This is a genomic window from Haloarcula salina (genome assembly GCF_010119195.1).
Taxonomy (GTDB): domain Archaea; phylum Halobacteriota; class Halobacteria; order Halobacteriales; family Haloarculaceae; genus Haloarcula; species Haloarcula salina.
On sequence record NZ_WRXL01000006.1, the window covers coordinates 234,410 to 254,949 of the forward strand.

General features: G+C 66.8%; 18 protein-coding genes and 1 pseudogene. 6 read left to right on the forward strand and 13 right to left on the reverse strand.

Features of this window, described 5'->3' with window-relative positions; all coding sequences use genetic code 11:
- Positions 1-125 precede the first annotated feature (125 nt).
- Together GM656_RS16295 and GM656_RS16300 are read left to right on the forward strand one after the other, a co-directional pair.
- The gene (locus GM656_RS16295; RefSeq protein WP_174242998.1) at positions 126-410 is read left to right on the forward strand and encodes a hypothetical protein; all 285 of its coding nucleotides are present in this window, start codon (positions 126-128) and stop codon (positions 408-410) included.
- A 434-nt stretch (positions 411-844) separates the two neighbouring features.
- Positions 845-2,077, forward strand: a complete 1,233-nt coding sequence (locus GM656_RS16300; RefSeq protein ID WP_162414776.1) for an MBL fold metallo-hydrolase — start codon at positions 845-847, stop codon at positions 2,075-2,077.
- A 23-nt stretch (positions 2,078-2,100) separates the two neighbouring features.
- On the opposite strand, the gene GM656_RS16305 is transcribed toward GM656_RS16300, so the two are convergent.
- Positions 2,101-2,316, reverse strand: a complete 216-nt coding sequence (locus GM656_RS16305) for a ribbon-helix-helix protein, CopG family (RefSeq protein ID WP_162414739.1) — start codon at positions 2,314-2,316, stop codon at positions 2,101-2,103.
- Positions 2,317-2,481: 165 nt separating this feature from the next.
- Here GM656_RS16305 and GM656_RS16310 point away from each other — a divergent pair, with 165 nt between their 5' ends.
- Together GM656_RS16310 and GM656_RS16315 are read left to right on the forward strand one after the other, a co-directional pair.
- Positions 2,482-3,714 carry a hypothetical protein gene (locus GM656_RS16310; RefSeq protein ID WP_162414740.1) on the forward strand — a complete coding sequence of 411 codons (1,233 nt, stop codon included), beginning with the start codon at positions 2,482-2,484 and terminating at the stop codon, positions 3,712-3,714.
- 78 nt (positions 3,715-3,792) lie between these two features.
- Positions 3,793-4,095, forward strand: a complete 303-nt coding sequence (locus tag GM656_RS16315) for a cupin domain-containing protein (protein WP_162414741.1) — start codon at positions 3,793-3,795, stop codon at positions 4,093-4,095.
- A 5-nt stretch (positions 4,096-4,100) separates the two neighbouring features.
- Here the strand turns inward: GM656_RS16315 and GM656_RS16320 are convergent, their stop codons facing one another.
- The 3 genes from GM656_RS16320 to GM656_RS16330 all read right to left on the reverse strand — a co-directional run bounded on the left by GM656_RS16320 (position 4,101) and on the right by GM656_RS16330 (position 7,157).
- Positions 4,101-4,880, reverse strand: coding sequence for a hypothetical protein (locus tag GM656_RS16320; protein WP_162414742.1), 780 nt, complete (start codon positions 4,878-4,880; stop codon positions 4,101-4,103).
- A gap of 39 nt (positions 4,881-4,919) precedes the next feature.
- Positions 4,920-5,996 (reverse strand): CNNM domain-containing protein, encoded by a 1,077-nt coding sequence (locus GM656_RS16325; RefSeq protein ID WP_162414743.1) that lies wholly within the window; start codon positions 5,994-5,996, stop codon positions 4,920-4,922.
- Between the two features lie 81 nt (positions 5,997-6,077).
- Complete coding sequence (locus GM656_RS16330) at positions 6,078-7,157, reverse strand: oxidoreductase (protein ID WP_162414744.1); 1,080 nt, start codon at positions 7,155-7,157, stop codon at positions 6,078-6,080.
- A gap of 79 nt (positions 7,158-7,236) precedes the next feature.
- Between GM656_RS16330 and GM656_RS16335 the strand changes: the two genes are divergently transcribed.
- On the forward strand, positions 7,237-7,485 hold the full coding sequence (locus GM656_RS16335) for a glutaredoxin family protein (protein WP_162414745.1): 249 nt from the start codon (positions 7,237-7,239) through the stop codon (positions 7,483-7,485).
- 65 nt (positions 7,486-7,550) lie between these two features.
- Here GM656_RS16335 and thiE read toward each other — a convergent pair whose 3' ends face one another.
- From thiE to GM656_RS16370, 7 genes are all read right to left on the reverse strand, one after another.
- The gene (thiE, locus tag GM656_RS16340; protein WP_162414746.1) at positions 7,551-8,195 is read right to left on the reverse strand and encodes a thiamine phosphate synthase; all 645 of its coding nucleotides are present in this window, start codon (positions 8,193-8,195) and stop codon (positions 7,551-7,553) included.
- Positions 8,196-8,270: 75 nt separating this feature from the next.
- Positions 8,271-9,329 carry a phosphate signaling complex PhoU family protein gene (locus GM656_RS16345; protein WP_162414747.1) on the reverse strand — a complete coding sequence of 353 codons (1,059 nt, stop codon included), beginning with the start codon at positions 9,327-9,329 and terminating at the stop codon, positions 8,271-8,273.
- 1 nt (position 9,330) lies between these two features.
- Positions 9,331-10,008: a phosphate signaling complex protein PhoU gene (gene phoU, locus GM656_RS16350; protein WP_162414748.1), complete on the reverse strand. Its 678-nt coding sequence runs from the start codon at positions 10,006-10,008 to the stop codon at positions 9,331-9,333.
- Positions 10,009-10,013: 5 nt separating this feature from the next.
- The gene (gene pstB / locus GM656_RS16355; RefSeq protein WP_162414749.1) at positions 10,014-10,961 is read right to left on the reverse strand and encodes a phosphate ABC transporter ATP-binding protein PstB; all 948 of its coding nucleotides are present in this window, start codon (positions 10,959-10,961) and stop codon (positions 10,014-10,016) included.
- Positions 10,954-13,608: a phosphate ABC transporter permease PstA gene (gene pstA / locus GM656_RS16360; protein ID WP_162414750.1), complete on the reverse strand. Its 2,655-nt coding sequence runs from the start codon at positions 13,606-13,608 to the stop codon at positions 10,954-10,956. The genes pstB and pstA overlap by 8 nt, the downstream gene beginning before the upstream one ends.
- Positions 13,605-14,726 (reverse strand): phosphate ABC transporter permease subunit PstC, encoded by a 1,122-nt coding sequence (gene pstC, locus GM656_RS16365; RefSeq protein WP_162414751.1) that lies wholly within the window; start codon positions 14,724-14,726, stop codon positions 13,605-13,607. The genes pstA and pstC overlap by 4 nt, the downstream gene beginning before the upstream one ends.
- A gap of 60 nt (positions 14,727-14,786) precedes the next feature.
- Positions 14,787-15,953, reverse strand: a complete 1,167-nt coding sequence (locus tag GM656_RS16370) for a substrate-binding domain-containing protein (RefSeq protein WP_162414752.1) — start codon at positions 15,951-15,953, stop codon at positions 14,787-14,789.
- A 332-nt stretch (positions 15,954-16,285) separates the two neighbouring features.
- On the opposite strand from GM656_RS16370, the gene GM656_RS16375 reads away from it, so the two are divergent.
- On the forward strand, positions 16,286-17,290 hold the full coding sequence (locus GM656_RS16375; protein ID WP_162414753.1) for a phosphate signaling complex PhoU family protein: 1,005 nt from the start codon (positions 16,286-16,288) through the stop codon (positions 17,288-17,290).
- An 85-nt stretch (positions 17,291-17,375) separates the two neighbouring features.
- Here the strand turns inward: GM656_RS16375 and GM656_RS16380 are convergent, their stop codons facing one another.
- The gene (locus tag GM656_RS16380; RefSeq protein WP_162414754.1) at positions 17,376-18,161 is read right to left on the reverse strand and encodes a DUF7260 family protein; all 786 of its coding nucleotides are present in this window, start codon (positions 18,159-18,161) and stop codon (positions 17,376-17,378) included.
- Between the two features lie 992 nt (positions 18,162-19,153).
- A pseudogene (locus GM656_RS16385) lies at positions 19,154-20,155 on the reverse strand (IS630 family transposase).
- Positions 20,156-20,540 lie beyond the last annotated feature (385 nt).

Consider the following 20,540-nt stretch of genomic DNA (forward strand, 5'->3'; position numbering starts at 1 on the left):
CGCCGAGGTCGTAGCGCGAGGCTGCAGTTTCCTTTTCGCAGAGAAGGGCGCGGGCGACCGAGCGATAGCGACCCGCAGCCGCGGCGACCGTGGATTCAAGTCGGAGGAACGGCCTACAGGCAGACGTGGACCGACAGGAACTCGAACGCGAACTCCGCGAGACGTTCGACGGCGATCCGGACCTCGTTCCGGTCGTCGCTCGCCAGGCGAGAGACCTCTCAGAGTCCGACCAGTTCGCCACCGACTTCGGGGCGGAACTGACGGTCGCGGACGTGATCCGCAACCTCGAAGACGCGCCGGACGACTACGGCCTGGCCGAGCGGTGGAACTGGTGGCTCGGCGCGCTGGACCTCTCGCACGGCGGCTACGCGCGCTTCAGCGTCCGCCAGGACATCGACACGACATCCTAACCGTTCTTCGAGACCGCGAAAAACCGTGATTGTGACGCCAGTCAGTGTACGCTGAGCCCGTGTGCCTCTCGTGCGTGTTCGAGGAGTTCCTCCGTCGTGTCGAACTCCTCACCGCAACTGCACGTGTGGTACGTCGTCGGGGTCTGCTGGCGTGTCGCCATGACAACTGAACTATCGGACCGTAGTATAATAATTGTTTATGCTAGTACGGTACCATTACACAACCGACACGTCCATATGTCACAGGATACCACGAGACGGCGGGGTATCGGTGTCGATTCGGGCGAGGAATTCACGCGACCTGACAGTGCGTCGTGAAACGAGACCGGGAGCGTCGCACGGAGAAGCGCCGCCGAGCGACGCCCGCTGTGAGTCGGTGCAGACGGAGCCACGAACCGACGAACGGAAAGCGGTCGCCCCGCTACGGTGAGGCGATGGAGGTCCAGTTCCTCGGCGGCGTCGGCGAAGTCGGGCGGAGCGCGCTCCTCGTCGACGAATCGCTGTTGCTCGATTTCGGACTCCTGACCGGGAACCCGCCGCAGTTCCCGGTTCGGACGCCGTCGCCCGACGCCGTCGTCGTCTCCCACGGCCACCTCGACCACGTCGGGACGGTCCCGGCGCTGCTGTCGGGCGACCGACGCCCGCCGATCCACTGGACGCCGCCGACGTACGAACTGGCGATGACGCTGGCCCGCGACACGCTGAAGCTCCACGGCGGGACGCTCCAGTGCCCGTTCACCGAGACGAACCTGCGGCGGGTCACGCAGGTCTCCGAGACCCACGGCTACCGCGAGTCCTTCGAGGCCGCCGGCTACGAGATCACGTTCTACGACGCCGGCCACATCCCCGGGAGCGCCCACGTCCTCGTCGACGACGGCGAGACGCGACTGCTGTACACCGGCGACTTCCACACCGAGGACCAGCGCCTCGTCCCGGGGACCACTGCACGTCCCGACGCGGACGCGGTCGTCTGCGAGAGCACGTACAGCGACGTGGAACACGAGGACCGCGCGACGGTCGAGGAGCGCTTCGCTGAGAGCGTCCAGACGACGCTCTGGGAGGGCGGGACGGTCGTCGTTCCGGCCTTCGCCATCGGACGGACCCAGGAGATGCTCCTCGTCTGCGAGGCGTACGACATCCCCTGTTACGTCGACGGGATGGGCAAGCAGGTGACCGAGATGCTCGACCAGTACCCGGAGTTCCTCCGCGACGCCGACGCGTTCCGGCGGGCGAAATCGCACGCGCGCTTCGTCACGGGCCGCGACGGTCAGCGCGAGCGCATCACCGAGCAGAAGGCCGCGATCGTCACCACCAGCGGGATGCTCTCGGGCGGTCCGGCGATGACCTACATTCCCGCGATCCGAGCGAACCCGACGAACAAGATCGCGATGACGGGCTATCAGGTCGAGGGGACGCCGGGACGCGACCTGCTAGAGACCGGCAGCGCAGAAATCGATGGGCGGATCATGCCCGTCAGCGCGAAGGTAGAGCAGTTCGATTTCTCGGCGCACGCCGACCGAGACGGGCTCCTGGAGTTCCTCGACAGCTACCGTGACGCGCCGATCCTGATCAATCACGGCGACCGCTGTGACGCGTTCGCGACGACGCTCCGGGAAGACGGCTACGACGCCGACGCGCCCGAACTCGGCGAGACGGTCAGCGTGTGACGGGCAGAGCGCCGTCGGGCCGCTCACGCCGACTCGTCGTCTGTATCAGCGTCCGGGCGCTCGTTGCCCGCCGCGGCCTCGGCCGCGGCGCGCTCTTTCAGCCACTCGTCGAGCAGGTCGCGGATCGCCGCGTCGCGGTTGTCGCGGTGGTCGGCGAACGCCTTCTCGTCGATCGCTTCGAGCAACTCCTCTTCTAGTTCGACATCGACCGATTCGAGGTCGAGAAACGCTTCGTCCATTGAATACCGGAAATGAGGCCGCCAGAGAGATATATCCTCGTCAGACGCCCGTCGGTCAGTCGCGTGACGCGGGCCCAGAGAGCGACGACGCTGGGCGCAGCGGTGCTCATCCGGCAGGCGCGCGCCGTGCCTTCATTACGCACCCGGGAGTAGCGACGGGTAGCAATGGTTTCGCTACGGTCCCTCATCGAGCGACGGCGACTCGACGCGCTTCTCTCGTGGGCGGTGACGGGCGGACTCGTCGGTGGAGTCGGTCGGTTCGCCGTCGCGGGCGACTGGGACTGGGCGGTGCTCGTGGCGCTGCTCGTCGCGGTCGCGGTCGGCGTCCCGCTGGCGACGCGTGACCTCGAACAGACGTTTCCCGCGGAGCTGCTCGGGCTGGTGGCGCTGCCGGTGGCCGTCCGGCTGCTGGGCGGCTTCCCGCAGGTCACGCCGTTCCTCGCGGTCGGCGGGCTCGCCCTGCTGGTCGCCGTCGCCCTCGACTCGTTCACGTCGCTGGAGATGACGCCGCGGTTCGCGACGGTGTTCGTCGTCGTCGTAACGATGGCGTTCGCTGGCGTCTGGGCAGTCGCAATCTACGCGGCTGACGCCCTCTTCGGGACCGCGTTCCTCGACGGACAGACCGAGCTGATGTGGGACCTCGTCACCGCGACGACCGCCGGCGTGGTCGCCGGCGTCGTGTTCGAGCTGTACTTCGATCGGTCGGAGCGCATCGCCCGACTGCGCGTCTCCGAGCCCGACGGGTCGGCGTCGGACCGAGCGGGAGCGTCCCGTCCCGAGGGCGGCCAGCGCCACCGGGTCGCCGTCCGGGCGATGCAGGTCGTCCTCGCCGCGATCGCCGCGCTCGCGCTCGTCCGGGGGAACTCGACGCTGTTCGTCAACAGCGGCGGCCCGCTCGCCATCACGTTCCTGCCGGCCCTGCTCCGCCGGGAGTACGGCTACGCGATGGACACCGGGCTCGCGGTGTGGATCACGCTGGCGGCGACGTTACACGCGGTCGGCGCGTTCGAACTGTACCAGTCGCTCGGCTGGTACGACAGCCTGACCCACACGGTCTCGGCGACGCTGGTGGCGGGGATGGGCTACGCCGTCGCCAGAGGCGTGGAGCGCCACTCGGGATCCGTCGGATTCAACCCCGAGTTCCGCGCGACCTTCCTCGTCCTGTTCGTCCTCGCGGTCGGCGTGGCCTGGGAGGTACTGGAGTTCGCCAGCGGCGGCCTCGCGTCGACGGTCGGCGGGGAGGCGGTCCTCGCCCAGTACGGGACGAGCGACATCGTGAACGACCTCGTGTTCAACACGCTCGGCGCGGTCGTCGTCGCGGTCTGGAGCACCGCCCACTTCGAGGGGGTCGCCGCCAGGCTCGCCGGCCGGGTCGGGTGGCTGGCGGGCGGCGACTGAGACGGACAGCGGTCTTCGGACCCGGCCGAAACTCGCCGTCGCCGAAAGCGACTCGGTGCCGCGAGCGGACTGACGCGTATGGAGCGCGCGCACCTCGACTTCGACCGCTACTTCGAGGTCGTCATGGAGACCGAGGAGGCACAGGTCGCGGAGATGACCGTCGAGCCGGGACGGTCGGTCGGCGGTCCCGAGAACTACCACGCCGACAGCGACCAGTGGCTGTTCGTCGTCCGCGGGAGCGGCGTCGCGACCGTCGACGGCGAAGAACAGCGACTCGCTGCCGGCGACCTCGTCCGCATCGAGGCCGGCGAGCGCCACGGCATCGAGAACGACGGCGACGAGCCCCTGGAGACGGTGAATCTCTACACGCCGCCGCGGTAGCCGTCTCAGACCTCGCTCCCGTGAGCCGGAGTGGATAGTTTGTAGCAGTCCCCGTCCCGGATGAGGAACGCAACGTCCGATGCGGCGATCATTCGGGCCGTGCCACCGGTGACGGTCGGCTCCCCATCCGACTGGAGTGCCGTATCGAGTGCGGTGACCTGGGCATCGTCGAGCGACAGCGGTTCGAGCGTCACGCACCGGTTGTCGTCCGCCTCTTCGATCACATACGTTGCCACGAGGGGCTTGTCCGCATGAGAATCCAGTGAGAACACGTAGTACGAGCCGTTGTAAACGTATACAGAGGAGTATGGGTCGAATCCGCCCGCGTCGGAGTCGTATCTGTGCTCGCCCGACGCTATCGCGTCGATGACGGCGCGCCGGTCGCTGTCGGGGAGGTCGGCCACGCGAACCGTCGACTCATTCCCGGGCTCGTCGACTTCGGTCACGCTGTACTCGTTGACGTACCCGCCGGACCCGGTCGCGCCTTCAGTGATTTCGTACGTCACGCCGTCGAACGCGAAACAGTCGAATTCGTGAAACATGTGCGCCCACTCGTGGTCCGTGACGTCTGTCGAGGCGTCGCGGATGGCCGCTCTGATGTCCGCAGTTGTCTCAGAAAAAATGCCAACAGTCGCTGTTTCGGGCACTGCCGCGGCAGCGACCAGTGACAACACCACCGGGGCTGGGGTCGCCGTGGCGTCCGTCGAGGGGTCGTCACTGACCCCGGAACAGCCTGCAACGAGCGTACAGGCGACGGTTCCGAGGAGGGTCCGGCGGGAGGGCATGGGCGTCGGTTGCCGGCCGACCGGTAAATGCTTTCAGCGTCACTCCACGCCGGCCTCGGCGTCGATCGGGTCCTGGATGTCGCCGACGACTTCTTCGAGCAGGTCGGTGACCGTCACCAGGCCGACCACCTCGCCGTCTTGCATCACCAGCGCGACCTCCTGGTTCTCGGCCTGGAACTGGTCGATCGCGTCGCTGACGCTGGTGTCGGCGGCCAGCGTCATCGACGGCGAGGCGATGGCTTCGAGGTCGATACCGTCGAGCAGGCCGCCCGACCCGTCCTGTTCCTCGCGCTCGTCGACGAGCGCGGGGATGTAGACGATGCCCAGGAAGTCCTCGAAGTCCTCGCCGACGAGCGGGTAGCGGGTGTGCGGCGTCTCCGCGATGCGCGTGGCGTTGGCCTCGTCGTCGTCGGTCGTCGACAGTGCGACGACGTCCTCGCGGGGGACCATCACCTCGCTGACCGGACGATCGCCCACGCGGAACGCGGACAGCACTTCCTCGCGGCGTTCGTCCGAGAGGTCGCCGCGTTCGAGGACCGATCCGAGTTCGTTGCGCAGTTCCGCGCGTGATTCGAACGAGTCGACCTCGGCCTCCAGCCACGCGCCGGACATCTCGACGCCGAACAGGCCGAGCGTCCACTTCGCGACGCTGTCGCCCACCTTGATGAGCGGCGAAATGAGCATGGCGAAGTAGTACAGCGGGGTCGCGCCGTACCGACAGACGAACTTCGCGCGCTCGACGCCGAGATAGGTCGGCGTCTGCTCGCCGTGAGTAAGGTGGACGAGGTTGATGATGAGGAAGGCGATGGCCGCGCCGGCCCCGACGCCGGCCAGCCCGGAGGACTGGAAGTACGGCTCGAAGATGGCCGCGAGCGCGGGTTCGGCGACGATACCGACGGCGATGCTGGAGGCGGTGATGCCGACCTGACAGCTCGTCAGGTAGATCTCGAGGTCGTCGGTCATCTCCCAGGCCCGCCGCAGGCCGGGTTCGTCGAACTCCGACTCCGAGTACTGTCTGGCCCTGGTCAGGGCGAACTCGATGGCGACGAAGAAGCCGTTGGCGAGGATGAGGGCCAGTCCGGCGAGCAGTCTGGCGGCGATCTGCGCTGTCTGCATGTACCGACGGGGTTCGACGGCCCCCTACGAAAAGGTGCGGCAAGCGTCGGCCGGACCGCGAATCGAGACGGGCCGCGGCCGTCAGTTCGCGTCGCCGTCGCGTCGGCGTGCGAGCCAGCGGCCGGCCACCAGCGCGACACCGCCGGCGACCGCGAGCGCGGCGAATCGGCGACCGGTCGAGCCGCCGGACTCTCCGTCGGTCGGCGTCGCGTCGACCACCGGCTCGTCGCCGAAGTCGTACTCGACATCGGTGAGATCTGTCGAGACCATCCAGAGCCGCTCCGCGGCGGTCTCGTCGTAGGAGGCCGGGCTCGACTCCTGGAACTCGGGCGCGCCGCGCATCCCGAACAGGCCGTCGGGGCCGACGTACTCGCCGCCGGTGACGTCAGCGGCCGTCGCCGCGTAGAGCATCGGCAGCGCGCCCTGCGCGGCCGACTGGGCGAACACCGCGTTGGCGGCGCGCATGGCCACCGCCCGCGCGGTCGACCCCGTCTCGCGCGGCCCGCGGAACTGGAGTTCCGTGTCGGCGTAGCCGGGGTGGCAGGCGACGCTCACCACGTCGTCCCAGCCGTAGCGCTCCAGTCGCCGCTGGAGTTCGTAGGCAAAGAGGAGGTTCGCGAGCTTGCTCTGGGCGTAGGCGTCCCACCGGTCGTAGGACGCCTCGGACTGCAGGTCCTCGAAGTCGATCTCGCCGCGCTCGTGGAGCCCGCTCGACTGCGTGACGACCCGCGCCTCGCCGTCGGCGGCGTCGAGCAGGTCCAGCAGGCGGCCGGTCAGCGCGAAGTGCCCGAGGTGGTTGACGCCCAACTGCGTCTCGAAGCCGTCTTCGGTCTCGCTCCGGGGAATCGCCATCACGCCGGCGTTGTTACAGAGCGCGTCGACGGCGTCGTAGTCGCCGCGGAGGCCGTCGGCGAACGCCGCCACGCTGTCGAGGTCACCGAGGTCGCACTCGCGCACGTCGAGGTCCGCGTCGGGCACGGCCGAGCGGATCTCGTCGGCGGCCGCCTCGCCGCGGTCGACGCTCCGGCAGGCCATCACCACCGTCGCGCCCTGCCGGGCGAACGCCTTCGATCCTTCGAGTCCCAGTCCGCTGTTCGCGCCCGTTACGACGACCGTCCGGTCCGTCATGGAGGGCATGTCGGCGGCAGTCCAGTCCGTCATACCCCCGATTGTGGCCCGAGACACTGAAACCCATCGGCGACGGCAGGGCCTTTGGTCGCCGACCGCGTACGTCCCGGCGATGAGCGACGTGTCGGTCACCGTCTACACGCGCGAGGACTGCCACCTCTGCGAGGAGGCCGTCGAGACCATCGAGCGGGTCGCCGACGACGAGGGGGTCGCGGTGGCGCTGGACCTCGTCGACGTGGATTCGGACCCCGAACTGCAAGCGGAGTACGGCGAGCGCGTCCCGTACGTCTTCGTCGACGGCTCGCCGGCGTTCAAGTACCACGTCGACGAGCGACGCCTGCGGGAGAAACTGCGGGGCTGACGGAGCCGGCGGTTCCGGGGTCCGGCCCGGTAGTTCACGTGCGGCCGTCAGGTCCCCGACCGATCTCAGTTCCCCGAGCGGCCGCGCTCGACCGCCGCGGCGAGGTCGGCCGTCGCCGCCGCCGGGTCCTCGGCTCCCGTTATCGCGGTGATGACGGCGACGCCGTCGGCTCCGGCCGCGACCACGTCGGCCGCGTTCTCGGCCGTGATACCGCCGATTCCCACCAGCGGTATCTCGACGGCGTCGGCGATGGCGGCGACCCGCTCGGTCCCGACCGCGCGTTCGTCCTCGGGGATGTCGTCTTTCGACCCGGTGGCGAACACCGCGCCGACGCCGAGGTAGTCGGCCCCCGCCGCTTCGGCGTCGCGGGCGGCCTCGACGGTCGAGACGGAGCGCCCGACGATGGCGTCCGGGCCGAGGAGGTCCCGCGCGACGGGCACCGGCAGGTCGTCGTCGCCGAGGTGGACGCCGTCGGCGTCGAGCGCCTGCGCCAGGTCCACCCGGTCGTTGACGACGAATGCGACGCCGGCCTCGCGGGTCAGCTCTCGCACTCGTCGCCCCGTTTCGTAGCGCTCGCGCGCCGAGCGGTCCTTCTCGCGGAGCTGGACGACGCCGACGCCGCCCTCGATGGCGGCGGCGACCACGTCGGCGGTGTCCCGACCCGCGGAGAGCGACGCCTGCGTGACCAGATACACGTCCCAGTCGACCATACGCGGCCTCCGGCCCGTCGGGACTTGGGTGCTGTGAGTTTCGGTCGTCACGGCACACGGAGACAGCGGGTCGGCTCAGCTCTCGGACTCGGCCGACGGCCCCGACGCGCTCGCGCCCTCCTCCGGGACGGGGTCGGTCAGGCCGCCGTCGCGGACCGCCATCCGCAGGCCGAACTCGGCGATGTTACCGCCGTGCTGTGCGGTCCGCGAGAGGCTGTCGAGCACGCGCGTCAGGCGGTAGTCGGCGTCGGTCGACTCGAAGAGGCGCTGATCGAGGTCGCCGACGCGGTCGCAGACCGACCGGCGTCGCGAGAGGGTCTGTCGCGCGGTGTCGACGTGGGCGTCGCCGATGACCACGCGGACGGCGTCCTCCACGACGGCGCGGGCGTCCCGCGCCAGGTCGTCGAGGTCGGCGGCGAGGGCCTCGTCCGGCGGCTCGTCCAGCCGCTCGGCGACGAGTCCGATGCGCTCGGCGTGGTCGGCGACGCGTTCGAGTTCGTTCGCCGTCGCCCAGCGGCCGAACAGCTCCGGGCGCGTCAGCCCGAGCGCGTCGATCTCGTCGAGCCGGGCGAGCCCGCGCTCGAAGTAGCGGTCGATCATCGCGTACAGCCGGTCGGCCTGCTCGTCGCGCTCGCCCCACCGGTCGCCGGTCGACCCGCTCGTCAGCGTGGCCGTCGCGTCCCGGTGCATCGACAGCGCGACGAACTGGAGCTGGCGGACCGACTGGGTGACCGACACCTCGCTCGCGTCGAGCAGCGTCTGGACGGTCACGCGCGTGTCGGTCGCCTCGGTCACGGTCACGCCGGTCAGGTTCCGCGCGACGCGCTCGACGGCGCGGTGCTGGGCATCGGAGAAGCCCTCCGGCGCGTCGAGGACGACGGACTCGACGCCGGCGGCGTAGGCCGCCCGGAGCGTCTGCTCGATTCCGTCGGGCTCGTCCGACCCGATTTCGAGCGAGACGCGGCTGGTCGTCTCGGCCTCGGACTCGGGCGTCTGGATGACGAGCAGGCCGTCGATGTGCGTGTGGAGGTTCACCGACGTCCCGGCCGTGCAGTCCTCGGACTCGGCCCATTCCTTCGGGAGCGAGACCGTGTACGTGCCGCCGCCGACCGTCTGTATCTTGCGTTGCTCCATGTCAGTAGAGGAGTTCGGAGTCGGTCTCGACCATGTACAGCGTGCGCGCCGCGACGTTGACGGCGTGATCGCCGACGCGTTCGAGGTCCCGCACCGTCAGCAGCAGCCGCGAGACGTCGTCGAGCAGCTGTTCGACCGACCAGAGGTCGTCGCCGTCTCCCTCACGCTCGATGAGGTCGCGGGCGACGGTCTCGCTGGCCTGCTGACAGAGCGCGTCGAGGTCGTCGTCGTCGGCCGCGATCTCCCGGCAGGCGGCCACGTCCTCGCGCTCGTAGGCGTCGAGGCTCCGCTCGATCATGTCGGTCGCCTCGCGGCCGATGGTGTCCACGTCGACCTCGGGCGCGAGTCGGCGGTCGGTCGCCAGCGCGTACGCGCCGAGGTTCGTCGCGAGGTCGCCGACGCGTTCGAGGTCGGTGATGATCTTGAACGAGGCGGCGACGAACCGCAGGTCGCTCGCGACCGGCTGCTGGAGGGCGAACAGGTCGATGCAGTCCGATTCGAGGGAGAGATACAGCTCGTTGATCTCGTCGTCGCCGTCGATGACTTCCCGGGCGAGGGCCTCGTCGTTCGTCTCCAGCGCCGTCAGCGCAGCGTCGAGGCGCTCGACGACCAGGTCGCCCATACCGACCACGTCGGCTCTGAGATCGTCCAGCAACCGCTGGTACGACTCGCGGGACATCTGTGTCACCCGAACTTGCCGGTGATGTAGTCCTCGACGCGCTGGCTCTCGGGGTTCTCGAAGATCTTGTCGGTGTCGTCGTACTCGACCAGTTCGCCGCCGGTGAGGAAGACGGCCGTCTGGTCGGAGATGCGGGCCGCCTGTTGCATGTTGTGCGTGACGATGACGACCGTGTACTCCTTCGAGAGCTCCTCGACGAGGTCCTCGATCTTCGAGGTGGCGATGGGGTCGAGCGCCGAGGCCGGCTCGTCCATCAGGATGACCTCGGGGTCGACCGCGAGACATCGCGCGATACAGAGGCGCTGTTGTTGCCCGCCTGAGAGCCCGAGCGCGTTGTCGTCGAGGCGGTCGCTCACTTCGTCCCACAGCGCCGCCTGCTTCAGCGAGCGCTCGACGAGTTCGGCCTCGGCCTCGGTGTCGTCGCGGCCGAACAGGCGCGCGAGCAGGCCCTTGTTGATGTCGCCGTGCTTGCGCGGGCCGTAGGAGATGTTCTCCCGGATGGACTTCGGGAAGGGGTTGGGCGACTGGAACACCATGCCGATGCGCTTGCGCAGTTCGACGAGGTTGGCGTTCGAGTCGTAGATCTCGGTCCCTTCGAGTTCGACCGAGCCGTCGACGCGCGCGGCCTTGATCCGGTCGTTCATGCGGTTGAGACACCGCAGGTACGTCGACTTGCCACAGCCCGAGGGGCCGATGAGGGCCGTGACGCTGTTCTCGGGGATCTCCATCGAGACGTCCTTGAGCGCGTGGTCGTCGCCGTACCAGACGTTCAGGTCCTCGACGGAGAGCTTCGCAGCGCCGTCGAACTGGTACTGCGTCCACTCCTCGCGGACCCGCTCTTCGCTCTCGCCGGCGGTCGTCTGGATGCCGGGCGACTCGCCGTCGGTGCTCGCCTGTGTGCCGGTACTCGCCTGTGCGTCGGTGCTCGTCTCGGTGTTGATGCTGTCACTCATAGTCGAGTTTCCTCCGGAAGTAGGTCCGCGCGGTGATGCCGACGGCGTAGAACGTCAGCACGACCATCAGCAGGATGAACGCCGTCGCCCAGCCCATCTGCGGCGACCCGGACACCCCCGCCGCGATGACGGCCCACACCTGGGTCGGAAGCGACGCCGAGGCCGTCAGCAGGGCGTCGTTGACGACGAACGGCGGCCGCGCGACGAAGCGGAAGCCGCCGACGACGTCGACGGCGTTGGTCGCGTTGAGCGTCGATCCCAGGACGAGGATGAGCGGGGCCGTCTCGCCCGCGATGCGGCCGACGCCGAGGATGACGCCGGTGATGACGCCGGGCATCGCCGCCGGCAGGACGACGCTCTTGATCGTCTCCCACTGGGTCACGCCCAGCGCCGTGCTGGCGTCGCGGTACTCGTTCGGGACCGACTTGATCGCCTCGCGAGAGGTGATGAGCACGAGCGGCAGGAGCATGAATCCCAGCACGAGCATCCCGGCCAGCAGCGACTCGTCGCCGCCGAGGCGTGGGATGAGGAAGGCCGCGCCGAACAGGCCGAAGACGATGCTCGGGGTGGACCAGAGCGCGTTGGTCGCGATCTCGACCAGCGCGGTGAACCGGCCCTGTTCGGCGTACTCGGTCAGGAACACGGCCGCGCCGAGCCCGAGTGGCACGGCGAACAGCGTCGCCCCGACGACCAGCCACACCGTGCCGACGATGGCTGGCATGATGCCGCCCGGTTCGAGGCCGAGCGGGATGTACGCCTGCATCACCATCGGCCACGAGAGGCTGCCTTCGTTCGCGACCGAGACGCCGAGGACGGTGAACGAGACGCCGGTGACGGCGACGTGCAGTCCCACCAGCGCGGTGAAGCCCGCCGCGCCGACCAGCCCGAGGCGCGTCTCTTCGGCGAGCAGCCGTCGGGTGATCGTCTCCTCGCTCCCCCGTCGCGCGGCGGTCGTCAGCACCGCGACGGCGAGGGAGGCGACCGCGCCAAGCAGCGCGACCGCGGGGACGAGGTTTACCGGCCCCACCAGCGGATTGACGGCGGCGACGGGCTGGAGGACGAGCGCGGCGGTCAGCAGGCCGAGCCCGCCGAACACGCCGAGCGTGAACAGCGGGGCCTCGTCCTGCGCGCTGGCCGCGAGCGACGACCCGTTACTCGCCAGGACGCCGGCCAGCGGGAGGACGGCGAGCGCGCCCGCGGCGAGGGTCCCCGCGACGACGGCGGCGAAGCCGAGCGTGCCGCCGAGGGGCAGGCCGAACGGACTCGGGCCGACCACGAGGAAGCAACCGATCAGCGCGACGAGGCCGAGAATCGCCGTCGGGACGGCCTGCCGGACCGATCCGGTGCGAGCCGACTGCGTGCCGACGCTCCGGAGCGACCCGAACGCGCGGAAGAACGCGACCGCGAGGAGGAGGGCCGGGGCGATCAACAGGAGCGTTCCGACCGTCGCGTCCGGGGTCACCGTGATGGCCGTGTCGATCGTCTCGCCGGCTCGGTTGACCTGGACGACGTAGGTGAAGGCGTATCGAAGCGTCGATCCAGTGAGCAAGACGCCGGCGAGGACGGTGCCCAGCGAGCCGACGAGCGCCAGCGGGAGGACTCGGAACAGCTGTCGCACGCCCGTGTTCCAGTCGCTCGTGCCGGCCGGGGAGCGGGCGAACTGGACCGCACCGACGAGCGCCGGCGACAGCACGACCAGCAGGGTCAGCGCGCCGACCGTGATGCCGTGGACGGCGTACCCGACCCCCTTGAGGGTCACGAACAGGACGATGGTCGCCATCACGGCGACCATGAGGAAGGCGTTGAGGTTGATGACGAGGAACGCGCCGTACTCGCGGCCGCGGGCGCCGAACCCGGCGCGGCACTTCGCCGCGGACCAGGCCGACAGCAGCGTCCCGAACAGGAGGAAGACGGGGATGACCGCGCTGCCGGTGAAGCCACCGGAGAGCGTCTGGGGGTTCCACTGCCAGCCGACGCCGACGACGCCCGTGACGACGACCAGTCCGAGCGTCGCCACGACGAGCGCGGGCGACGCCGTCGAGCCGACGTCCTCGCGCGGGAGGACGGTCACGGCGAGCAGGAACGCGCCGGTGGCGAGCGCGACGACGGCCCACAGCGGCGAGCCGAACCCGACGAGCGCCCCGCCGATGACGGTCCCGAACGCGAGGCCGACGGCGCCGAAGACCGACCCGGCGAGGAGGCCCGCGCTCATGTTCGGTTCCGTGTCGACGACGCCGGCCCGGGAAGTGGCGCCGGCGGCGACGAGCGCCAGCGCCTCGACCAGCAGGACGACGCCGAGCAGCGTCGCCATCGTGACCGGGAGGGCCACCGCGAGGACGGCCAGCGAGACGGCGCTGACGACGAGTCCGATGCCGATTCCCCGCACGCGTTGTGACGTGATGGGTGCGACGCCGGTGTAGGACGCGAGCCCGGAGATGCCGACCGCGCCGACGACGACCGCGAGCAGCGTCGCGAACGCCCCGGTGAGCGCGCTCCCGCCGGCGTCGAGCGGGACGAGGCCGACGAGCGTCACCATCCCCAGGGCGAAGCCGACGACGCTGAGCGCGATGGTCGCGTCGAGGCCCCGGTCGTAGACGTTCGATTCAGCGCTGACGAGTCGGTCCGTGGTCGCGTAGGCGTCGCTCATTGGTTCCCCTTCAGTTTCTCCTGCATGCGTTGCTCGATGAACTGCGAGACGACGCTCATCCCGGCGACGATGACGAACAGCATGACGCCGGCGACGAACAGCACGTCGATGGTGCTCTCGGAGGCGCTGCCGTACTGCGTGGCGATGAGGCTCGTCAGCGTCACGTTCGCGTCGAAGATGTCGAACAGCGGATCGGCGAACTGCGTCCCGGCGGCCATGATCGCGGCCACGGCCATCGTTTCGCCGATGGCCCGCCCGAGGCCGAGGATGACGGCCGCGGAGATGCCCGAGAACGCCGCCGGGATGGAGATGCTCTTCATCGTCTGCCACTCGGTCGCGCCCATGGCGACCGAGCCGTCGCCCATCGACTGGGGGACACTCGACAGCGCGTCCTCGCCGACGGAGACGACCGTCGGCAGCGCCATCACGCCGACGACGACGCCCGCGATGAGGAAGCTCGCGCCGTCGTCGAGGAAGTTCGTCTGGATGAAGCCGTTCAGCACCTGGAAGCCGATGAACCCGTAGACGATCGAGGGTATCCCGGCCAGTATCTCGACGCCCGGTTTGATGACCTCGCGCAGTCGGTCGCTTGCGACCTCGGCGATGAACAGCGCGCCGAACAGGCCGAGCGGGCCGGCGACCGCGCCCGCGATGATGGTGACGACGACCGTCGCCCAGATCATCGGAATCAGCGAGTAGGCCCCGCTGAGCGGGTTCCAGTACGTCTCGCCCGTCGGGAGCGCGCCCTCGAGCCAGAAGAACCACCGTGGCTCGCCGTTCTGGACGGGAATCAAGAGGAGCCCGAGCCCGTGTTCGAGAAACGCCGGGAGGGCGCTCACGAACAGGAAGAACGTGATGAAACCGACTGTCAATACGGTCAGTATCGTCGCGACAAGGGTCAACAGCCGCGCGATTTCGGCCTGATAGGTCACCCAGCCCAGCGCGGTGATAAAGGCGAACGCCAGCAGCATCGGCAGCGCGAGCGCCGGCCGAACCAGGAACACCAGAATCGTCGCGACCAGCGTGAGCGCCGAGCCGCCGACGGCGAGCAGTGAGCCGTCTAACGACACTCCGTCCGACATCGTCTCGCCCTCCGTCGTAGATAGTTCGTCTGTCATAGTATGGAAAATCGACCGGCGCGGTCGGCGATCGGTCGACTGACGACCAGTCGCGGTCGCTCAGGCCTGGTCGGCCAGCTTGTTCCGCTCTTCCTTCAGGCGCCGCTCGCCGAGGGTGAAGTAGTTGTTCGGGGCGACGAACGTCTCCTGACCGAACGCCGAGAGGATCATGTTGATGAAGGCGCTCTCCTTCTCCGAGGTGCCCTGCCACGTGTACATGTGGAGGTCACGCGAGAGCGGGTACTTCCTCGAGTCCAGCCCGTTCTGCGGGTCCTTGTACTTGTACGTGGTGCCTTCCCACTCGAGGGCGATGGGGGCGAGGCCGTCCGTGTTGATGAACGCGAGCGCGAGATAGCTGATCGCGTTGTCGGCCTGCGCGATAGCCTGGGCGAGGCGCTGGTTCTGCCCGTAGCGGTTGGCGACGGTGGTGTCCTCCTCGGGGTTGCCGAAGACGTTGGAGACGAACGAGGTGCGCGTCCCCGAGCCCTTGACGCGACCGAGGACCTGGATCTCCTTGTCCGGCCCGCCGAGTTCGCTCCAGTTGGTGAGTCGGCCCTTGTAGAGGTCCTTCAGCTGCTGGCCGGTGATCTTCTCGACGCCGGCGTCGGCGATCTCCTGGGAGACGACGAGCGGCTGGCCGTCGACGGCGATGACGTGGTCGATGAAGTCGTCGTATGAGTCGCGGTCGGGGAGTTCGTCCTCGACGTTCCCGCTGGAGTTCCCGAGGTCGAGCTGGCCGTTCATGACCTTCTCGACGCCGGTCCCGGAGTGCGAGAGCGCGACGGAGACGGGGAACGGCGGGTCGCCGTCCTGGCCCGCCTCGAAGCCGTAGAGGCTCGCCCAGTAATCGGCGAGGTTCATCTCGGTGTCGATGTCGTACTCGCCGTGGGGCCAGTACTCCGTGTCGCTGGCCGGACGGTTGGCGTTCCAGTAGGAGGCTGCCGTGTTGGCGACGGGGTACACCGTCGAGGAGCCACCGGATTCGAGCGGCCCGGTGCCCATGGAACTGCTGCCCTCGTCGGTGCTCGCGGTCTCTTCCATCTCCGTGTCCGTCGCCGGCGCCTCGGTGCTCGCACTGCCGTCCGAGCCAGCGTCCGTGCTGGCACCGCCGTCCGAACTGCTTCCGCTGGAACAGCCGGCGACGGCCGCGACGCCGGTCGCACCCGTTGTCGCGATGAACTTGCGTCGTGATACCCGGTCTGACAGCCGCTCTGAGTCGTGCGCCATCACCTGACTGGTCGGGGAAGGATAGTAAGTAAGCTGCTAAGATACCTCTATTGTATGGCGTAGAACTATATAGAAATACCGTGTGTAACACCCACAAACTCGCTCGACAATATTGGTATTTTTAGCCCCACAGAGCACCTCTAGTCCACTATATCGTGAATATCGGTGAGGTCCGGATCGACCGGCCGATATAGTCTCGGAACGACCCACTACCGACAATTATCTCCCATTGATGGCGGAAGTAACGGCTATTTTGTCCCAAATATTAGCGCCCCAATACAATATATAGATATGAGTGGATTTATATCACCCCGGGCGTGATTGACGGTCACATGGAGACACGTAAGGTGCAGGTGACCGGCGGATCGACGTACACCGTCTCCCTCCCGAAGGAGTGGGCGACCGAGAACGACGTGAGCGCCGGTAGCGTCGTCGAGTTCCACGCCGAACGTGACCTGCTGTTGCTCGCGCCAAAGCAGGACAACGACCGCGTGGAGGGGTCACTCGACGTGGACGGACTCGAAGACAAACACCAGCTCACGCGCGCTGTGATGACGATGTACGTCAGCGGCTTCGACATCATCGAACTCGAAGCCGCCCGCATCACGGCCGAACAGCGCCGCATCATCCGCGACGCCACCCAGGGGCTGGTCGGCCTGGAGATGATCGAGGAGACGACGGACCGCGTCGTCCTGCAGGACCTGCTCGACTCCTCGGAACTGTCGGTCCACAACGCCATCACGCGAATGCGCCTGGTCTCGCTGACCATGCTTTCCGACGCCGTCGAGGCCCTCATCGAGGACGACGACGACCTCGCACAGGACGTGATGCAACGGGACGACGACGTCGACCGACTCTGGTACATGGTCTCGCGCGTCTTCCGCACCGTCCTCCGGAATCCAACCGCCGCCAACGAGATCGGCTTCCCTCGCGAGACGGTCTTCGACTTCCAATCGAGTGCCCGCCAGCTCGAACGCATCGCCGACCACGCCACCAAGATCGCCAGCCTCTCGCTGGAGATCGGCGAGATCACCGGCGAGACCGCCGACCTGCTCCAGCGCCTCGAATCGGAGGCCCTCGCCGTGCCCGAGACCGCGATGGACGCGCTCCTGGCCGAGGAGTCCGACGAGGCGGTCGAACTCGCCAACGACGCCCGCGCCCGGATCCCCGCCGTCGACGACACCGCCCGCGAGGTCGACGGAGAGATCCGAGAGTTCGACCCCCAGAGCGCACAGGTGCTCGGCCTCGTCGTCGACTCGCTGTCGCGGACCGCCGACTACGGCGGCAACATCGCAGAAAGTGCCCTCCAGAAAGCCGCACCGCGGCCCCAGTCGTAAGCGGCCTCACACAAACCCTCCGGCCCGTATCACGGCGACTCGTCCGCCCAGTCCCCGACCGCTGTCTGCGGCGGTTCCCCGGCGATTACTTCAGGCAGTACCGCCGCTGTCGCCGCACCGTCTCGAGACACGCGACGACGTCGGCCAGCGCCGGACACGTCACCGCCTCGTCGGCGTAGAGGTACTGCGTCAGACTCGTCTCGTCGATTCCCGAGAGCGCGGCGGCCGACCGGTCGTGGAGGCGGCGCTGGCGGCGGGCCGCGACGGCCTCGCACTCCGCTTCGGCGTCGGCAAGTCGCTCGTCGATGGCCGACAGGCGCGTCGAATCGACCGTCCGTCGGGCGTTCTCCCCGAGGACGACCGCCCGGCGCTCGCAGTCGTCGAGGCGCTCCCGGACCGTCGCCAGCGAGTCGCGCTCGCGTTCGAGCACCGGGAGCATGGTCTCGCGCTCGTCCTGCGCCCGCTCGCTCGCGGCCAGCACGGCCTCGTACACCTGCGGCGTCAGCCGCGTCCCGTCGACGATCTGCGCGGCGAGGTCCGCGCCGAATTCCACGGCCACGTTCGCTTCGAGCGTGTCGTCGTACTCGGCCTCGAAGTGCGGCACGTCCATCACCGTCTCGCGGTAGGCCGACCGGACGGCCCGCAGGCCGGCGTCGGGCTTCGTCGCCGTCGCCAGCATCGACGACGCGCCGCCGCCCGTCGCGTCGACGCCGCCGGACCCCGGCGAGGCCGGTTCGACGGAGCTGACGCGCGACCGGAAGCGCCTGAACGCCGTCAGTTCGGCCTCGACGCACTCGATTTCGCGCTCGACCACGCCGAGGGCGGCTTCGATCCGGGGGTGGCTCGTCTCGGGACCGTCGGTATGAGACACGGGTGAGTCAGACCGGACTTCACCACACCAGACATAGATAGTTTCTATGTTATCTATATAGTCTTTGGGAGTCACGGATATCCCGACGGACGGCGGGCGTTGTCGGAACCCAGCTCAAGGGATCGCCCATCCACACCGAAGTGTGACGCTCGTAACACATTTATACATATCAGTATATTAACCAGATGTATGTGTGCAAGCTCGTCCCAGTCGGGCTCCGAGAGTCGCTCGAAGCAACCTATCGACTGCCCGCTCTGCTCGCACCGCGCGGACAGTCAGACCGACGTCTACACCCACCTTCTGGTTTCACACCGAAAGAGCGCCATCGCCCGGGAGTTACTCGATTCGAACCGAGCCCGATAGACTCGTTCGCACCGCCGGATCGGGAACGGACCGTTTTTCTGCCCCCGCGCGCTACCGATGGTTGGTGGCGATGACGAGCAGTTACCCCCGCTGAGACCAGATTTCTATTAATAGACTGGTGAGCTGGTGTGGAAACAGTCGTTCCCGCCGACGATCAGACGTGGGTTCCTGAAGCCCTCGATTAGTGATATGGCTGATCAGCCTCGCTGAATACAGCGCACGTATCTCGCACAGAGAGGGGTCAAAGTGAGAGAGTAGAATCGGTCGATACAGGGCGCACAGTCAGCATCCAATCATATGAGAACGTTCCATGTTCTCTATTAACAAACCGGTATGCTCAAACAGCCGCCTTTCCTTTGTTTCTATTCAGATGATGCTTCCGACACACGCTCTGGTCGGGTTTTTCGATCGCGGTACCGGTTTCGTTTGCGTTTCCGGAATTTGCCAGTGTATTCCTTTTGAGTGGCCTTTTCGGTGGTGTCTTCTCGGACTTCGACCTGTACGTCGGTCACCGGAAAACGCTCCACTTACCGGTATACTACTTGGTCCTTAGCTTGGTATTGCTACCAGTCGCCGTGTTCGTTCAGACGGCTTGGGTCATCGGAGTCACAATTGCGCTATAGTACTAGTTAGAAGTAATTGCGTATCTCAGGCACCGAAAGCTGTTGGAGAGCGGTGTCGATCGCCGTTGTCAGCTCGTCGAGTGAATCAAAAAAGTGGTTGCTCAGAGCGGTTTGTATCTGTCTCCAGCACTCCTCGACCGGATTTAATTTTCGGTGAGTATGATGGAAGCGTGACGAAGGCGAGGTCGTCACGGGCCGCCAGGTCCGTGACGGCCGACGCCTGGAAGTACGGCGCTCCGTCCAGTACGACGAGCAAAACATATTAGAATTATTTACATAATACAAGAATGAAATGTTTCGCATGTTCAGCGGCCACGTACTCTTCGAATTGGGAGAAAAAGCGATCACCGTCCTCAGTGATCGCGCCCAACAAACACGTCCAATCGCGCTGTCCGGATAGTTCGACAGAGAGTCGCGTGCCGCGCGGAAACCACGCGACACGCGGCTCAACCTACACGGGTTTCTTCGTTTGGTCGATACAGACTACGGTGGCGTCCATCTCCCGCTGCTTTTTTTGAGCTCATCGTGAAACTCCTCTTGTTCGTCTTCATCAGCTTCAGCGTCTGAGCGGCGTGGTTTCTGATAGCTTAACCCTGCTTCTTTCAGCAACCGCCGGCAACTCGGGAGTGAGTACTCAACGCCGTACGTTTCGTCGAGAAACTGCCGGACGAGCACCGGCGTCCACGCCGGCGCGTCGATCCCGGTTTCTTTCGGTGGGTTGTGGACGGTTTCTTCGAACTCTTGCTGATGTAATTCTGAAATTTTTCGATTTCTACCAGAACGATGAATATTAGAGACGGCGTTCTCAAGCGACTCGTCGGTGTCGAGTCGCTTGAGCCAATTGTAGATTGTTTTCTGGTGAACGCCGTACCACTCGGCTAGCTCATCTTGCGCGACACCGTTCTTGTATGCGATAGCCGCTAACAACCGTTCAGTTGGCTTCTTTCCCTCCACGTTGTCGAGAGCATCTTGCAGTTCCTCGATGGAGATCTCGTCGAGGTGTTCCACTAGCTACTACAACAACTTTCTAGCAAATAATTCTAACGACTCCAAACATCCATTATGCCTATATATCGGGCTATTCAAGAGCGATAATCGTACGTGCTAGGAGTATATTGCGCATATATAGAATAGTTTGCTCATTTCTGTCCGAATACGATTTTACTTTTACCTAGGTAGATTCAAATTTTCAGAAGGGAGAGACTGCGAATCGAGAATAGGCTCTGAGATAACGAGATTAATATCGAGATCAATTGGTCAAAGGCACCTGTAATTAGTCCGTAGTGCATAACTACAAAGATTCTCCTTCGTCTAGTGCTCCCGATCGGCGGCCGAGATGTCCTCGCGGCCGACGGCCTCCTCGTAGACGACGCCCCGTTCGGCGTCCAGCGTC

What these genes read in the sequence shown, in the direction of transcription:
- pstA (WP_162414750.1), bottom strand. Translation starts at nt 13,608, where the DNA reads ATGAGCGACGCCTACGCGACCACGGACCGACTCGTCAGCGCTGAATCG.
- GM656_RS16375 (WP_162414753.1), top strand. Translation starts at nt 16,286, where the DNA reads ATGGAGACACGTAAGGTGCAGGTGACCGGCGGATCGACGTACACCGTC.
- GM656_RS16345 (WP_162414747.1), bottom strand. Translation starts at nt 9,329, where the DNA reads ATGGAGCAACGCAAGATACAGACGGTCGGCGGCGGCACGTACACGGTC.
- GM656_RS16315 (WP_162414741.1), top strand. Translation starts at nt 3,793, where the DNA reads ATGGAGCGCGCGCACCTCGACTTCGACCGCTACTTCGAGGTCGTCATG.
- pstB (WP_162414749.1), bottom strand. Translation starts at nt 10,961, where the DNA reads ATGAGTGACAGCATCAACACCGAGACGAGCACCGACGCACAGGCGAGT.
- GM656_RS16300 (WP_162414776.1), top strand. Translation starts at nt 845, where the DNA reads ATGGAGGTCCAGTTCCTCGGCGGCGTCGGCGAAGTCGGGCGGAGCGCG.
- phoU (WP_162414748.1), bottom strand. Translation starts at nt 10,008, where the DNA reads ATGTCCCGCGAGTCGTACCAGCGGTTGCTGGACGATCTCAGAGCCGAC.
- GM656_RS16325 (WP_162414743.1), bottom strand. Translation starts at nt 5,996, where the DNA reads ATGCAGACAGCGCAGATCGCCGCCAGACTGCTCGCCGGACTGGCCCTC.
- pstC (WP_162414751.1), bottom strand. Translation starts at nt 14,726, where the DNA reads ATGACAGACGAACTATCTACGACGGAGGGCGAGACGATGTCGGACGGA.
- GM656_RS16330 (WP_162414744.1), bottom strand. Translation starts at nt 7,157, where the DNA reads ATGACGGACTGGACTGCCGCCGACATGCCCTCCATGACGGACCGGACG.
- GM656_RS16335 (WP_162414745.1), top strand. Translation starts at nt 7,237, where the DNA reads ATGAGCGACGTGTCGGTCACCGTCTACACGCGCGAGGACTGCCACCTC.
- thiE (WP_162414746.1), bottom strand. Translation starts at nt 8,195, where the DNA reads ATGGTCGACTGGGACGTGTATCTGGTCACGCAGGCGTCGCTCTCCGCG.
- GM656_RS16310 (WP_162414740.1), top strand. Translation starts at nt 2,482, where the DNA reads ATGGTTTCGCTACGGTCCCTCATCGAGCGACGGCGACTCGACGCGCTT.
- GM656_RS16370 (WP_162414752.1), bottom strand. Translation starts at nt 15,953, where the DNA reads ATGGCGCACGACTCAGAGCGGCTGTCAGACCGGGTATCACGACGCAAG.
- GM656_RS16305 (WP_162414739.1), bottom strand. Translation starts at nt 2,316, where the DNA reads ATGGACGAAGCGTTTCTCGACCTCGAATCGGTCGATGTCGAACTAGAA.
- GM656_RS16320 (WP_162414742.1), bottom strand. Translation starts at nt 4,880, where the DNA reads ATGCCCTCCCGCCGGACCCTCCTCGGAACCGTCGCCTGTACGCTCGTT.